Consider the following 15,004-nt stretch of genomic DNA (forward strand, 5'->3'; position numbering starts at 1 on the left):
GGGCGGGGGCGGGCTCGGCGGCGAGCTCGGTCGCCTTGCTGGACGTCATGGTGTCTCCCTGGAGGTCGTCGGAACGTGTGCGCCCGCCGGTCACGCGGGCAGCGCCGCCGCGGCCTCCCGCAGCGGACGGTGCGGGGACAGCGCGGCGCGCTTCTTCAGCGGCTCCCACCAGTCCCGGTTCTCCCGGTACCAGCGGACGGTCTCGGCCAGCCCCTCGGCGAACGCGACGCGCGGCCGGAAGCCCAGCTCGTCGCGGATGAGCCGGTCGTCCAGGGCGTAGCGGCGGTCGTGGCCCTTGCGGTCGGCGACCCGGCGGATCCGGCTCCGGTCCGCGCCGACGGCGTCCAGCAGCAGCTCGGTCAGCTCGAGGTTCGACAGCTCGGTGTCGCCGCCGATGTTGTAGGTCGCGCCCGGACGGCCGCGCTCCAGCACGAGCTGGAGGCCGCGGCAGTGGTCGTCCACGTGGATCCACTCGCGGACGTGATGCCCGTCCCCGTACAGCGGGACGTCCTCGCCGTCCAGCAGGTTCGTGACGAACAGCGGGATGACCTTCTCCGGGAACTGGTAGGGGCCGTAGTTGTTGGAGCAGCGCGTGACGGACGTCTCCAGCCCGTGCGTCCGGTGGTAGGCCCGGACGAGCAGGTCGCTGGACGCCTTGGACGCCGCGTACGTGGAGTTCGGCTCCAGCGGGTGCCGCTCGTCGGACCGCCCGTGCTCGACCGATCCGTAGACCTCGTCGGTCGAGACGTGCACGAACCGCCGCACCCCGGTGCGCAGGCAGCACTCCAGCAGCGTGTGGGTGCCGACGACGTTCGTGGTGACGAACTGGGCGGCGCCCGAGATGGACCGGTCGACGTGCGACTCGGCGGCGAAGTGGACGACGGCGTCGTGGCCCGGCAGCAGGTCCATCATCAGGCCGCCGTCGCAGATGTCGCCGTGGACGAAGTGGAGCCGCGGATGGGCCAGGTTCAGGCTGTCGAGGTTCCCCGCGTACGTCAGCTTGTCCACGACCGTGACGTCGACCGGGTCACCTCCCGTCAGCCTTCCCTCCAGCGCGCTCCGGACGTAGTGCGAGCCGATGAATCCGGCACCGCCGGTGACGAGCAGCCGCACGGTTCTCAATCCCTCCGCAGTGAAGACGGGACGGACGTCCCTATGCGAGGAGACTCGGCGGCGGGGGTCGAGAGCCGTTCGAGATCCGCTGAACCGGCCCTCGACCGGGCCCTCGACCGGGCCCTCGACCGGCGCCTCGGCGGGTCCGCGGAAGGGGCTCGACCGAGGCTCGACCGGCGCGGAGCACGCTGGGCGCCGACATCCGAAGGGGGAGCCCATGCCGGAAGAGGCCATGCCGGAACAGGTCATGCCGGAACAGGTCATGCCGGAACAGGCCGTGCCACCGGAGCCCGTGCGGGACGAGGCGGCGCCCGAACCGCCGCCGTTCCCGTTCCCCGTCCCGGACGGCCCCGACCCGGCCGCCGAGTTCGGCCGGCTGCGCGCGGCCGGGCCGGTGGCTCGGGTGCGGCTGCCGTCGGGGACGGACGCCTGGCTCGTCACCCGGTACGCCGAGAACCGGGAGGTGCTGGCCGGGGCCGCGTTCAGCCGCGCCGCCGCGGCCGCGGCGGGGGCGCCCCGGCTGCGCCGCGTCCCGCTGGAGTCCGGGTCGATCACGACGCTGGACCCGCCGGAGCACACGCGGCTGCGGCGGATCGTGGCGGGCGCGTTCACGCACCGCCGGGTCGCGGCGCTGCGGGTCCGGGTCGCCGCGATCGCCGACGAGCTGCTCGACGGCCTCACCGCCGGGTCCCGGACCGCCGACCTGGTCGGCGGGTACGCGCGGCCGCTGGCGATGACGGTGATCTGCGAGCTGCTCGGCGTGCCCCGTCCCGACCAGGACCGCTTCGCCGCGCTGAGCGCCGCCTACCTGGGCGGCGCCGCGACGCCGCCGGAGGAGACCGAGCGGGCGGCGAAGGAGCTGCGCGGCTACCTCGCGGAGCTGGTCGCGCTGCGGCGCGCCGAGCCGTCCGGCGACCTGCTCGGCACGCTGGTGCGGGCCCGCGACGAGGACCGGATGACCGAGACCGAGCTGGTCGCGCTCGGCCTGACGATCCTCGTGGCCGGCTTCGAGACGTCCGCCGGGATGGTCGCGGGGTCGGTACACGCGCTGCTGCGCCGCGACGGGATGCTCGACCCGCGGCTGGCGGACCGGGCCGCGCTGCGCACGGCGGTGGAGGAGCTGCTGCGCCACGTCGCGGTCTCGGCGGCCGGGGGGACGATCCGGGTCGCGACGCGGGACGTGCGGCTCGGCCCGCCGGGGTCCGGGGTCACCGTGCGGGCGGGCGAGGCGGTGCTGCCGGCCACGACGTCGGCGAACCGGGACCCGGCGGTGTTCGCCGAACCCGACCGGCTCGATCTGACGCGCAGCCCCAACCCGCACCTGGCGTTCGGGCACGGGCCGCACCACTGCCTGGGCGCCTCCCTGGCCCGGGTGGAGCTGGAGGAGGCGCTGGCCGCGCTCGTGCGGCGCCTGCCGGCGCTGCGGCTCGCGGTGCCGGACGCCGAGGTCCGCTGGCGCGGCGGGGGGATGGTGCGCGGTCCGGAACGGCTGCCCATAGCCTGGTGACACGGCTGGTGACACGGCTGGTGACACGGCTGGTGACACGGCTGGTGACACGGCTGGTGACACGGCTGGTGACACGGCTGGTGACACGGCTGGTGACACGGCTGGTGACACGGCTGGTGACACGGCCGGTGACACGGCCGGTGAGGCGGGCGGTGCCGCGCGCGGCGCGTCCTGTTCCCGCCCCTTGGACCGCCGGTGATGATGGCCCGTGTCCCCGACGGGCCATCATCACCGGCCCTAGCTTGCGCGCAGGCTCTCCGACAGCGACTCGACCACCTGGTCGCACACCATGATGCGGTGGAGTTCGGACGTCCAGCGGTAGACGCGGTGCTCGGCGCCGGGGTCGGAGCCTTCGTACATCGGTGTCTCCCGCAGGAAGCGCGCGGCCGTGAGCCGTTCCAGCACGTCGGACGCCTGCGCCCGGTCGGTGCCGATCAGGGCGGCGCACCCGCGCGGGGTGAAGGCGGAGCCGGAGAGCAGGCTCAGCCAGCGCAGCGCCGTCCGGTCCGCCTCGCCGAGCCGCCGGTAGGCGGCCTCGAGCTGGGCGCGCAGGTCGAAGTCGGACGAGCGCAGCTGGGCGAGCCGCTGCCGTTCGACCGCGAGCTGCTCGGCGTAGGCGGCCAGGCTCAGGAACGGCAGCGCCGCGAGGCGCGCCCCGGCGGCGCGCACCGCGAGCGGGAGCCGCCCGCAGTACCGCACGATCCGGTCCGCGGCCTCGGTCTCGTCGGCGAGCCGCTGCCGTCCCACGACCCGGCCGAGCAGGACGCGGGCGGACTCGGCCGACAGCTCGCCGACGGCGACCTCGCGGTCGCGCAGCGGTTCCGGGGGGACGCCCCGCATGGTGGCGATCAGCGCGCAGCCCGGGTCGCTGGGCAGCAGGTCGGCGGTGCCCGGCCGGTCGCCCATGTCGTCCAGCAGGACCAGCGTCCGGCGCCCCTCGAGCCGCCGCCGGTACAGCTCGGCGCGGCCGGCGCGGTCCGGCGGGATCTCCTCGGCCGCGACGCCCAGCGCCCGCAGGAACCCGTACAGGACCGTCGCGGGGTCGGCGGGGTCGGTGCCGGAGCCGCGCAGGTCGACGTACAGCTGGCCGTCCGGGAAGGCGTCCCGGACCCGGTGCGCGGCGTGCACGGCGAGGGCGGTCTTGCCGGTCCCCACGGCCCCGGTCAGGGCCGCGGCGGGCGCGCCGGTGCCGGCGGGCGGGCCGGACAGCATGCCGAGCACGGCGTCCAGCGACCGGGCGCGCCCGGTGAAGTCGGCGATGTCGGGCGGGAGCTGGGCGGGGGGGCGCGGTCCGGCGGGTGCGGTGGCGGGGCGCTGCCGCGCCGGGCCGAGCGGCCCGCGGCCGGCGTCGCGGGGCAGGTCGAGCGACGGGTCGCCGGTCAGCACCGCCTGCTGCAGCTCGGCGAGTTCCTGCGACGGTTCCAGCCCCAGGTCGCCGACCAGCACCTCGCGCAGCGACCGGTAGGCGTTGAGCGCCTCCCACTGCCGGCCGGAGCGGTAGAGCGCCAGCATCAGCGGGCGGTGGAAGCCCTCGTGGTAGGGGTGCTCGGCGGTCAGCGCCTTGAGTTCGCTGATCAGCTCCCGGTGCCGGCCGCAGCGCAGGTCCGCCTCGATCCGCATCTCCAGCGTCCGGATGCGGCTCTCCTCGAGCCGGGTCACGTGCGCCTGCAGCAGCCGGCCCGTCCGGACGTCCGCCAGCGCGGCTCCGCGCCACAGGCCCATCGCCTCGCTGAGCAGGTCCGCCGCCGTTTCGGGGTCACCGCCGTGCAGCGCCGCCCGCCCGCGCTCGGTGAGCGCCTCGAACCGGAACAGGTCGATGTGGTCGCTGGGGACCGCGGCCATGTAACCGGACGGCCGGGTGAGCAGGAACCGCTCCCCCGCGTCCGGTTCGAGTTCCTCGTTGATGATCTTCCGGAGCAGGTAGATGTAGGTCTGCATGGTGGTCATCGCACTGCGCACGGGCGAGTCGCCCCACAGTTCGTCGATGAGCGCTTCGGTCTGCACGATCTGGTTCGGATGGAGAATCAGGAAGCACAGCACCCTCCGCAGTTTTGGTGCGGTCGGGGTGATGTCTCGGCCGTCGTGGAGTACTTCAAGACCCCCGAGGATCTTGAATTCCATGCTGCCTCCCATGGTGAAACCCGGGATCATCCGGCGATCCGCCGCGCCGGCCGGCCGGGTGGCGGCCTCCGCCGGGGCGGCATCGGACGGATGCGGTCTCGATCGAGACCTGGCGCCGGAGATCTCCACGCCCGGTCAACGTGACGATCATCTGATAGCGCCGGTCGGACTTTATCAGTACATATTTCGACAGTCTAGGACTTATAGGGTCAGGAACCAGCAAAGCCGCTAATCGTTCGCAAAGCTAAGACAATTGAAAGACGAACCTTCGGTGCACGGAAGGGACCCGTGACAGATGACACTTGCGCGCCGGAGTCTCCCCTCCCGGGTTTCGGTCGGGGACCGAAACCCGGCCGGTGGCACGGTCCGACACGGGAGCGCCCCTGGACGCCCGTTCACACGAGTCGGCTCGCGCCGTCGACGAATGCCGTCAGTGCATGACAGGGATCTTCGGAATGCGGTCGGTCCGAAACCCGTACCGCGAGACGGGACGCGGGGCGGCGGCCGGGACCGCCGGTGCGCCCGGGACCTCGCCGGTTTCTCGATCGAGAGCGGTTCCGCGGCGGCTCGGGAGCGATTCCACGCCCCGCCGCAGAGTGTCCGTAATCGAATGAAATCCGGTATTACGGATTCTCGCGGGCCCCGCGGCGGCTCAGCCGAAGTATTCGGCGAGGAAGGCGTAGGCGAAGGCTGCGAATTGGTAACGCATCCGCCCCTCGCCGGTGTACCCCGTAATCACGAGGAAACAATGTTCGGCCGCGACGGCCACGATCGCCTCGGCGGCGCGCTCGTCGGTCCCCAGCGCCCGCGCCGCGTCCGCCACCGTGGCGGGGCCCGGCTCCAGCTCCGCGAGCCGGCGGACGGCGGCGCGCTCGTCCTCCGACAGGCGCGCGTACATCGAGGCGCACAGCGCCCGCAGCCGCTCCCCGCCCGCGCCCAGCTCGTCCAGCGGGCGCCGCGCGCCCAGCAGCCGGTCGGCGAGCGCGCCGGCGGGCAGGGACGGGTCCTCGCGCAGCCTCCCGGCGATGGCGTGCGCCGTGAGCGGGCTGCCCGCGCACAGCCGCGCGAGCCGCTCCATCCCGCGCCGCTCCCCCTGGCCGCGCCGCCCGGCCGCGGCCAGCAACCGGACGAGGTCGTCGCGGGACAGCCCGTCCAGCCGCAGGACGCGCGCGCCCGCCAGCCCGTACAGCGGGACGCGGCCGGTCACCAGCACCGCGCTCAGCGGGCAGCCGGGCAGCAGCAGCCGCGCGTCCGCCGCGGACGCCACGTCGTCGAGCACCAGCAGCGTGCGGCGGCGCTCCAGCACGGTCCGCAGCAGCGCCGAGCGCTCCGCCGTCTCCGCCGGAAGCTGCCGGGACGGGACGCCCAGCGCGCACAGCATCCGCTCCAGCGCGGCGTCCACCGGCATCGGGTCGGGGCCGCTGCCGCCCAGCGGCACGAACAGCGTGCCGCCCCGGAAGCGGCGCGCGACCCGGCGGGTGATCTCGGCCGCCAGCGCCGTCTTGCCGATGCCCGGCATCCCCGCGAGCGCCACGATCGGGGTCGCGACCGCCGCCTCGCCGTGCTCCAGCAGCATCCCCACGGCGGTGCCGCGGTCGCCGCGCCGCCCCACGAACGGGTCCGGCACCGGCGGCGGCCGCAGCCCGCCCGGCGGCGCGCTCCGCGGCGCGCTCCCGGCCCCCGGCAGGCGGCCGCCCCCCGCACCGCGGCCGCCGGAGCCGTCCCGGCCGTCCGCGCCGTCGTCGTCGAGGGCGAGGTACAGCCGCCGGAGCGCCTCCGACGGCTCCAGGCCCAGCTCGCCCGCCAGGGTGCGGCGGACGCGCCGGTACACCTCGGCGGCCTCGCGGCCCAGCCCCGAGTGGGACAGCGCCGTCATGAGCTTGTGCGTCAGGCCCTCGTGGGTCGGATGGTCGGCGCTGAGCCGCCGCAGCTCGGTGATGACCTCGCGGTGCCGGCCGAGCCCCAGCTCCGCCTCGATGCGCCACTCCAGCGTCGTCAGCCGCCGCTCCTCGAGCCGCATGGCGTGCGCCGCCAGCGACCCGCCGGGCGCCGCGCCCGCCAGCGCCGGGCCCCGCCACCACGACAGGGCCTCGGCCAGCGTCGTCCGCGCGCCCGCCGCGTCGCCCCGCGCCAGCATCCGCCGGCCCTGCTCGCTCAGCCGCTCGAACCGGCACAGGTCGAGGTCGTCCGGGGCGATCCGCAGCTGGTAGCCGCGCGACCTGGTCAGCAGGACGTTGTCGCCCCCGAGGATCCGCCGCAGCTTGTACACGTACGTCTGGACCGTGGACGCCGCGCTGTGCGGCGGGCCGTCCCCCCACAGCTCCTCGATCAGCTCCGGGATCTGCACCACGCGGTTGTGGTGCAGCAGGAGCAGGGTCAGCAGGGCCTGCAGCTTCGGCGTCGTGGGCGTGACGTTCCCACCGTCGCGCCGGACGCTCAGCGGGCCGAGCACCCCGTATGTCGTTCGTCCATCGCTCATCGCACGGCTGCTCTCACGCGCCCCCCGTACCGGATGCCCGCACAGTCACATCGACTGCTCGAATTCCCCTCGAAGCCGCCTCGAAGGGAGCGGCGCGCCCGCCGGCGGGCGGCCCCGTGACCTGCGGCTCGCCGGGAACTCCAGGCGTCTTCGAGCGTCCCGCGCGACGGTCCGGGCATGCGCGTGCTGATGACATGGACATGGCCGACCCACTACCTGCACATGGTCCCGCTCGGCTGGGCGCTGCGCGCCGCCGGGCACGAGGTCCGGGTGGCGTCGCGGCCCGGGCACGTCGCGGCGACCGTCCGCTCCGGGCTGCCCGCCGTCGCCGTCGGCCGGGACGTGGACGTGATGGCCGCGGCCCGGCGCAGCGCCGCGTCCGGCGACGGCGGCGCCGCGGACGAGCGGCGGTGGACGGCCCCGCACCGGGAGCGCGTCCTGCGCGCCATCGGGACGTGGGCGCGCGTCGCCGACGCCATGGTGGACGACCTGCTCGGCTTCGGCCGCGCCTGGCGCCCCGACCTGGTGGTCTTCGACCCGATGGCCTACGCGGGCGCGCTGGCCGCCGCCGCCCTGGACGTCCCGGCCGCGCGGCACCTGTGGGGCGTCGACCTCGCCTACGGCGACCGCCACCGCGACCCCGGGCTGCTCGGCGACGTCCCCGAGTTCGGCCCGCTGCTCGGCCGGCTCGGGCTGCCCGGCTTCGACGACCTCGGCGACCTCACCCTCGACCCGTTCCCGCCGTCGCTGCAGATCCCCGCGCCGATCCCGCGCCGCACCGTGCGCTACGTCCCCTACAACGGGCCGGGTGCCGAGCCGGACTGGACGCTCGCGCCGCCGCGCCGCCCCCGGATCTGCGTCACGTGGGGGACGACCGGCGGGCAGTACGCGGCCGAGGGCTACTTCCACGGGTCCGCCGCGGTGGCCGCCGCCGCCGAGCTGGACGTCGAGGTGGTGGTCGCGACGACGCCCGAGCAGCGCCCCCTGTACGGGGACCTGCCGGACGGGGTGCGGGTCGCCGAGTCCGTCCCGCTGCACATGCTGCTGCGGCACTGCTCGGCGATCGTCCACCAGGGCGGCGGCGGCACCACGCTGACCGCGCTGGACGCGGGCGTCCGGCAGCTCGTCGTCGGGCACCTGCCCGACCACCGGCTGCACGGCCACAAGATCGCGGCCGCGGGGGCGGGGATCGTCCGGGAGGCCACCGGGACGGACGCGGCGGCGCTGCGCGCGGACCTGGTGCGGCTGCTGTCGGAGCCGCGGTTCGGCGAGCGGACGGCCGCGCTGCGCGCCGAGGTGCGCGCGCAGCCCGCGCCGGCCGCCGTCGTCCCGGACCTGGAGCGCCTCGCGGCGGGCGTCCCCGCCGGAGCCGCCGCCGGACCGGTGCCCGTGGGGTGAGGTGCCGCGCCGACACGCCGCCGCCGCCCGCCCGGTCCCGGGCGGGCGGCGGCGGCGTGTCGGGCCCCGGCGTCAGGACGCGCGGAGCAGCGCGTCGCGCGTGTAGGCGCCGATGTAGCGGTCGATGACCGAGCGGTAGTAGTCGGGGCCGAACCCCATCCAGGCGACCCCGGGCACGAGGGACGTCAGCCGGGTGAGGTCCACCGGCTCCTCGATGTTCCCGTCCGGCGGGTCGACCCAGTGCTTGTCGGCGGTGCGGCCGAGCCGCCGCTCGATGTGGGCGACGATGTCCTCGATCGGCACCGGCACCCCGGAGGCGATGTTGACGACCCGCCGGCCGACCCCCCGGAACAGCAGCGTGTCGAGGATCGCCACCATGTCCACGACGTCGAGCAGGTCGCGGCGGGCGCCCCGGTGCAGGGTCAGCGACCCGCCCAGCGCGCCCCGCACCAGGTGCGGGAACAGCTGGTGCGGGCGCTGGAACGGGCCGACCAGATGCGTCAGCCGGATGACGAGGTAGTCGATGCCCGCGGCGGCGAGGACGCCCTCCATCGCCAGGTTGTGCCGCCCGTAGGCCGACAGCGGGAACACCGGGGCGTCCTCGCGGCGCAGGCAGTCCGGCACCCCGTACATCGCGGCGGAGCAGGTGGAGAAGAACACCAGCCGCCGCCCGTCCGCCTTGCACCGGCGCACGACGTCGTAGAGCAGCACCGCCTCGCGGCGGAACTGGTCGTCCAGCGTCGTGCTCGTCGTCGGCACCCCGGCGGCGAACGCCACCACGTCGTCGTGCGACCCGGAGATGGGCCGCAGGTTGCGCGCGATGAAGCCGCGCCCCACGATCTCCACGGCCGCTCCTCAGCCCGCGGGCGCCGGACCGGCGGGCACCGGCCCCGGCGCCATCGACCGCAGGCACGCGATGAGGCTGCGGGCCTGCATGTTCAGGTAGTGGCTGTGCCGGAGCAGCCCGGTGAGCTGGTGCAGGGTCATCCAGCGGTAGTCGTCCAGCTCGCCGATGATCTCGTCGATCTCGTCGCCGACCTCGATGACGAGGTAGCGGTTCTGGGCGTGGTGGAACCGCCCGCCCTCCTCCGACAGCAGGACGTCGTAGCGGACCCGGCCGGGGTCCGCCGACTGGACGTAGTCCAGGAACGGCGGGCGGATCTCGGGCGGCAGGTCCTTGTAGTTGCCCGGGTTGAAGTGGACGGTCGGCGACAGCTCCAGCAGGTCCACGTAGCCCGGCTCGACCCAGGCGTGCACGAGCACGTGCAGCACCCCGTCGATGGGCCGGGCGAGGAACGCCACGATGCCGTGGCCGGTGGGCCGCAGCAGCGGCTGCGTCCACCCCCGGACCTCCCGAGTGCTCGCCTCCACGTTGACGGCGATGACGTCGAAGTACCGTCCCTCGTCGTGGCTGATCGTCGTGTCCGTGCGGTGCCAGCGCTCCACCCGCCGCAGCGGGACGCGCTCGACCGTGACGGTGTGCCGGGCCTTCGCCGACGTCAGCCAGTCCAGCAGGTCGCCGACCGGGTGCAGGGGGCGGGCGTCGGGCGCGAACGACCGCGCGAGGGCCGCGCGGAAGCCGTCCCCCTCGATCCCGCCGGACGCGCGGTCGGGCAGGACGAGCGGAAGGTGCGCCATGACCGACCGGCTGTCCATGTTGAGGACGTTCGGCTCGTGCAGCAGCTCGTACAGGACGTCGAGCGGCACCCAGCGGAAGTCCTCGTCGGCCGGGACGTCGCCCTCCACCTCGACGATCATGTTGCGGTTCCGCTTGCGGAAGAACCAGGAGCCCTGCTCGGACTGCAGGACGTCGATGAGCATGCGCGACGGCGCCTGCCCGGTGAAGTACTCCAGGTACTTCACGCTGTTCCCCGCGTGCACCCGCGTGTAGTTGCTGCGCGTCGCCTGCACGGTCGGCGAGAGCTGGAGCGTGTTGACGTTGCCCGGCTCCATCTTCGCCTGCATCAGCGCCTCCCAGCCGCGGGCCGTGCGGCGCAGCGCGATCCCGACGATGCCGAGTTCGGGCTGCACCATGATCGGCTGCGACCAGGCGGTGACCGGGCCGAGTTCGGAGCGGACCGAGACGCCCTCCACCGAGAAGAACCGGCCGCTGTCGTGCCGCAGGTTCCCGGTGTCGGGGTCGAAGCCCCAGCCGCGCGTCTCCTGGAACGGGATGGGCGTCACCTCGAACGAGCCGGCCCCTCGACGCTCGTCGAACCAGGCCGTGAACTCGGCGGCGGACCGCACTCCTTGGGATGGACCTACCGTCAGCTTGGGCATGCCGTCATCGTCCGGAACGGCTCTCGAAGACCGCTCGACCCGGAATCGAGCCTCCCCGGCGACGCTGACGGCGGAAAGGAGCCTCATGGACGAGATCCGGTTCGGTGTGCTGGGCTGCGCGGACATCGCCGCGCGCAAGACGATCCCGGCGATCGCGGCGGCGGGGCACCGCGTCACCGCGGTCGCGAGCCGCGACGGCGCGCGGGCGGAGCGGTTCGCCGCGCGGTTCGGGGCCGCGGGCGTCGCCGGGTACGCGGCGCTGCTCGACCGCGGCGACGTCGACGCGGTGTACGTGCCGCTGCCGCTGTCGATGCACGCGGAGTGGACGGCGGCGGCGCTGCGCGCGGGCAAGCACGCGCTGGTGGAGAAGTCGCTGACCGGCGACGCCGGCACCGCCCGCGACCTCGTGGCGCTGGCCCGCGGGCGCGGGCTGCTGCTGATGGAGAACTTCGCGTTCCTGCACCACGCGCAGCACGACGCCGTCCGCCGCCTCATCGCCGACGGCGCGATCGGCGAGGTCCGGTCGGTGACCGCCGAGTTCGGCATCCCGCCGGGCCCGCCGGACGCCGTCCGGTACGACCCGGCGCTCGGCGGCGGGTGCCTGCTGGAGACCGGCACCTACCCGGTGCGGGCCGCGCAGCTGTTCCTCGGGCCGGACGCCGAGGTCGCGGGCGCGGCGCTGCGCCGCGACGACCGCGGCATCGACGTCGACGGGGCCGCGCTCCTGCGCGACGGCGCGGGCGTCACCGCGCACTGCACGTTCGGTTTCGACCACCACTACCGCTGCGCCTACGCCGTGTGGGGGTCGGCGGGGCGGATCGCGCTCGACTGGGCGTTCACGCCGCCGCCGACCGTCCGGCCCGTGCTGCGGCTGGAGCGCCGGGACCTCCGCGAGGAGCGGGTGCTGGACGCCGACGACCAGTTCCGGGGCATGGTGAGCGCGTTCGCGGCGGCCGTCCGCACCGGGGAGCACGCCCCGCACGGCGCGGCGATCGAGCGGCAGGCGCGGCTGCTGGAGGACGTCCGGACGCTGGCGGGCGGGACGCGAGCGGAACGATAGCCGTCCTTGAGCCGCCGGGCGCACGCTGGCGGGCATGTCGAAGGTAGAGAGGGTCCCGGCGGCCGCGCCCGCCGGGACGGTCATCGCCGCCCTGGAACGGGACGGCGTCGTCATCGTCGAGGACCTGCTGGACCCGGACCTGCTCGCCCGGTTCAACGCCGAACTGGACCCGGTGCTCGAGGCCGCCGCCCCCGGGCACGACGCGGCGTTCATCAACGAGAGCGTCGCGGCGTTCTTCGGGGAGCGCACCCGGCACGTCACCGGGGTGGCGGGACGGTCGCGCGTGTTCGCCTCCGAGGTGCTCGTCCATCCGGTGCTGCTCGCCATCGCCGACCACGTGCTGCTCCCGGCGTGCGCGAGCTACCTGCTGAACGTCGCCCACGTCCTCGACCGGGGGCCGGGCGCCGAACGGCAGTGGACGCACCGCGACGAGATCGTGTGGTCCCATCTGCCCTCCCCGCACCCGGAGATCGAGCTGTCGACCGTGATCGCGCTGAGCGAGTTCACCGCGGCGAACGGCGCCACGGTCGTCGCGCCCGGCAGCCACCGGTGGCCGGAGGGCCGCGAACCGTCCGAGGACGAGCTGGTCGCCGCCGAGATGGCGCCCGGCTCGGCGGTCGTCTACTACGGCTCGACCGTCCACGCGGGCGGCGGCAACACCACCGCGGACCGGTGGCGGCGCGGCATGCACATGAGCTACGTCGCCGGGTGGCTGCGCACCGAGGAGAACCACTACCTGAGCGTCCCGCCGGACCTGGCCCGCGGCCTGCCGCGCCGCGCCCAGGAGCTGCTCGGCTACGGCGCGCACGACGCGCTGGCGTCCGGCGGCGGCTTCCTCGGCGCCCACGAGCTGCGCGACCCCCTCGACGCGCTGGCGGCCGGCCGCCTCTGATCCGCGGGGCCGGGCGCGGTCAGGCGTCCGGGGACGGGGCGGGGGCGCGGTCGCGGCGGCGCCACAGGGAGCCGGGCCACCACACGACCGGGCCCGCGTCCCGGACGAGCGCGGGCACCAGCAGCGAGCGGACCACCAGCGTGTCGAGCAGGACGCCGAACGCGACGATGAACGCGATCTGGACGAGGAACGCGAGCGGGATGACCACGAGGGCGGCGAACGTCGCGGCGAGCACCACGCCCGCCGAGGTGATGACGCCGCCGGTGGCGGTCAGCCCGCGCAGCACGCCCTCGCGCGGCCCGTGCCGCAGCGACTCCTCCCGGACCCGCGTCATGAGGAAGATGTTGTAGTCGACGCCCAGGGCGACGAGGAAGACGAACCCGTACAGCGGCACCGAGGCGTCCGTGCCGGTGAAGCCGAGCACGTGCCGGAAGACGAGCGCGGCCACCCCGAGCGTCGCGAGGTAGTTGAGCGCGACCGTCGCGACCAGCAGCAGCGGCATCAGCAGCGAGCGGAGCAGGACGACCAGGATCACCACGATGATCGCGAGCACGACGGGGACGATCACCGTGCGGTCGTGCTGCGCCGCGGCCTGGGTGTCGACCTGCTGGGCGGTGTAGCCGCCGACGAGGGTGCCGTCGATGCCGTGCAGGTTGCCGCGCAGCCGCTCGACGGCGTCCCGCGCGGCCTCGCTGTCGGCGGCGTCGCTCAGCGTGACGTCCACCAGCGCGCGGCCGTCCACCACGAGCGGCTCGCCGGCGCCCGGGCGCCCCTCGGTCCGCGGCGCCGCGCCGAACACGCCGTCGGTGCGCTCGGCCGCGGCCACGACCTGCCGCACCGCGGCGGCGTCGGTGAGCACGACGGCGGGGTTGCCCTGGCCGCCGGGGAAGTGCTCGTCCAGGACCTCCTGGGCGGTCACCGACGGGGCCCCGCCGACGAACGTCTCGCTCAGCGGCACGCCGTCGGAGCGCAGTTGCGGCATGAAGGCCGCGCACGCGATCAGCACGATCAGGGAGCCGGCCCAGAGGCGGCGCGGCCGGTGGTCCACCAGGCGGGCGACGCGCTCCCAGACGGGGTGGGCGGAGCGGCCGGTGTGCGGCTTCGCCGGCCAGTAGGCCGCGGGCCCCAGCAGGGCGAGGACGGCGGGCAGGAAGGTGAGTGCGCTGAGCAGCGCGCAGCCGATGCCGATGGCGCCGACCGGCCCGAGCGCCTGGTTGTTGGACAGGTCGCTGAGCAGGAGCGCGAGCAGCCCGGCGGCCACGGTCCCGGCGCTGGCGGCGATCGCCCCGGCCGACCCGCGCCACGCGGCCAGCACGCCGGGCAGCCGTCCCGTGCCGGCGGCGAGTTCCTCGCGGTAGCGGGAGGACAGCAGCAGCGCGTAGTCGGTGCAGGCGCCGATCACCAGGATGAACAGGATGCCCTGCACCTGCCCGTCGACCGTCACGACGTCCCGCCGGGCGAGCCCGTACACGATCGCGCACGCCAGCGCGAGGGCGAACACCGAGCCGAGGATGATCACCAGGGGCAGCAGCACGCTGCGGTACACCACGAGCAGGATCACCAGCACGACCCCGACGGCGACGCCGAGCAGCAGGACGTCGATCCCGGCGAAGGCGTCGCCGAGGTCGGCCTGCGTCGCGGCGGGCCCGCCGACGTACGCGCTGGTCCCGGGCACCCGCTCCGCGGCGTCGCGGATGCGGTCGACGGTGTCGGCGACGTGGTCGCCGGCGTCGGCCGGGATCTGCACGACGGCCTGCATGGCGGCGCCGTCCTCGGCGGGGATCGGCGGCGACGGCTCGCCCGCGATGTACGGGGCGCCGCGCAGGGAGCCGAGCGCCGCCGCGGCCGCGGTCCGCTGCTCGGGCGTGACCCCGCCGTCCCCGGACGTCCAGACGACGATCGCGGGGAACGTCCGGTCGCGCTCGAAGGCGGCCTGCTCCTCCAGGACCCGCGTGGACTCGGCGCTGGTCGGCAGGAAGGACGACTGGTCGTTCGTCGAGACCTCGCCGAGCTTGCCCGCGAACGGCCCGAACACGCCGCCGACGACGAGCCAGGCGAGCAGGAGCAGTGCGGGGACGGACCAGCGTGCGGCTCGTGGTGCGGGCATTTCCGTTCCTGGGGTCGCGGGACCGGGCGGGCGCGGACGCGCTCCGC

The 15,004-nt window shown here is 75.1% G+C and carries 10 protein-coding genes; 4 read left to right on the forward strand and 6 right to left on the reverse strand.

The window, feature by feature from the left end:
- Positions 1 to 90: 90 nt before the first annotated feature.
- On the reverse strand, positions 91 to 1,113 hold the full coding sequence (rfbB, locus tag DMH08_RS03865; protein WP_199747603.1) for a dTDP-glucose 4,6-dehydratase: 1,023 nt from the start codon (positions 1,111 to 1,113) through the stop codon (positions 91 to 93).
- 217 nt (positions 1,114 to 1,330) lie between these two features.
- Between rfbB and DMH08_RS42295 the strand changes: the two genes are divergently transcribed.
- Positions 1,331 to 2,620 (forward strand): cytochrome P450, encoded by a 1,290-nt coding sequence (locus tag DMH08_RS42295; protein WP_199747604.1) that lies wholly within the window; start codon positions 1,331 to 1,333, stop codon positions 2,618 to 2,620.
- 237 nt (positions 2,621 to 2,857) lie between these two features.
- Here DMH08_RS42295 and DMH08_RS03880 read toward each other — a convergent pair whose 3' ends face one another.
- Both DMH08_RS03880 and DMH08_RS03885 read right to left on the reverse strand, forming a co-directional pair.
- A complete protein-coding gene (locus tag DMH08_RS03880) occupies positions 2,858 to 4,741 on the reverse strand; it encodes an AfsR/SARP family transcriptional regulator (RefSeq protein ID WP_158642245.1) in 1,884 nt (627 codons plus the stop codon).
- 652 nt (positions 4,742 to 5,393) lie between these two features.
- The gene (locus DMH08_RS03885) at positions 5,394 to 7,220 is read right to left on the reverse strand and encodes an AfsR/SARP family transcriptional regulator (protein WP_125611749.1); all 1,827 of its coding nucleotides are present in this window, start codon (positions 7,218 to 7,220) and stop codon (positions 5,394 to 5,396) included.
- A 177-nt stretch (positions 7,221 to 7,397) separates the two neighbouring features.
- Between DMH08_RS03885 and DMH08_RS03890 the strand changes: the two genes are divergently transcribed.
- Positions 7,398 to 8,618: a nucleotide disphospho-sugar-binding domain-containing protein gene (locus tag DMH08_RS03890; protein ID WP_125611751.1), complete on the forward strand. Its 1,221-nt coding sequence runs from the start codon at positions 7,398 to 7,400 to the stop codon at positions 8,616 to 8,618.
- 72 nt (positions 8,619 to 8,690) lie between these two features.
- Here the strand turns inward: DMH08_RS03890 and DMH08_RS03895 are convergent, their stop codons facing one another.
- Entirely contained in the window at positions 8,691 to 9,464 is a 774-nt protein-coding gene (locus DMH08_RS03895; RefSeq protein ID WP_026401548.1) for an NAD-dependent epimerase/dehydratase family protein, read from the reverse strand.
- A 9-nt stretch (positions 9,465 to 9,473) separates the two neighbouring features.
- Positions 9,474 to 10,898: an NDP-hexose 2,3-dehydratase family protein gene (locus DMH08_RS03900; RefSeq protein ID WP_051300403.1), complete on the reverse strand. Its 1,425-nt coding sequence runs from the start codon at positions 10,896 to 10,898 to the stop codon at positions 9,474 to 9,476.
- An 85-nt stretch (positions 10,899 to 10,983) separates the two neighbouring features.
- Here DMH08_RS03900 and DMH08_RS03905 point away from each other — a divergent pair, with 85 nt between their 5' ends.
- Positions 10,984 to 11,958, forward strand: a complete 975-nt coding sequence (locus DMH08_RS03905; protein ID WP_125611753.1) for a Gfo/Idh/MocA family protein — start codon at positions 10,984 to 10,986, stop codon at positions 11,956 to 11,958.
- Positions 11,959 to 11,992: 34 nt separating this feature from the next.
- Positions 11,993 to 12,850 carry a phytanoyl-CoA dioxygenase family protein gene (locus tag DMH08_RS03910; RefSeq protein ID WP_026401546.1) on the forward strand — a complete coding sequence of 286 codons (858 nt, stop codon included), beginning with the start codon at positions 11,993 to 11,995 and terminating at the stop codon, positions 12,848 to 12,850.
- A 19-nt stretch (positions 12,851 to 12,869) separates the two neighbouring features.
- Here the strand turns inward: DMH08_RS03910 and DMH08_RS03915 are convergent, their stop codons facing one another.
- The gene (locus tag DMH08_RS03915) at positions 12,870 to 14,957 is read right to left on the reverse strand and encodes an MMPL family transporter (RefSeq protein ID WP_125611755.1); all 2,088 of its coding nucleotides are present in this window, start codon (positions 14,955 to 14,957) and stop codon (positions 12,870 to 12,872) included.
- Positions 14,958 to 15,004 lie beyond the last annotated feature (47 nt).

Origin of the sequence: Actinomadura sp. WAC 06369, from assembly GCF_003947565.1 — a bacterium.
In the GTDB taxonomy this organism is placed as follows: domain Bacteria; phylum Actinomycetota; class Actinomycetes; order Streptosporangiales; family Streptosporangiaceae; genus Spirillospora; species Spirillospora rifamycini.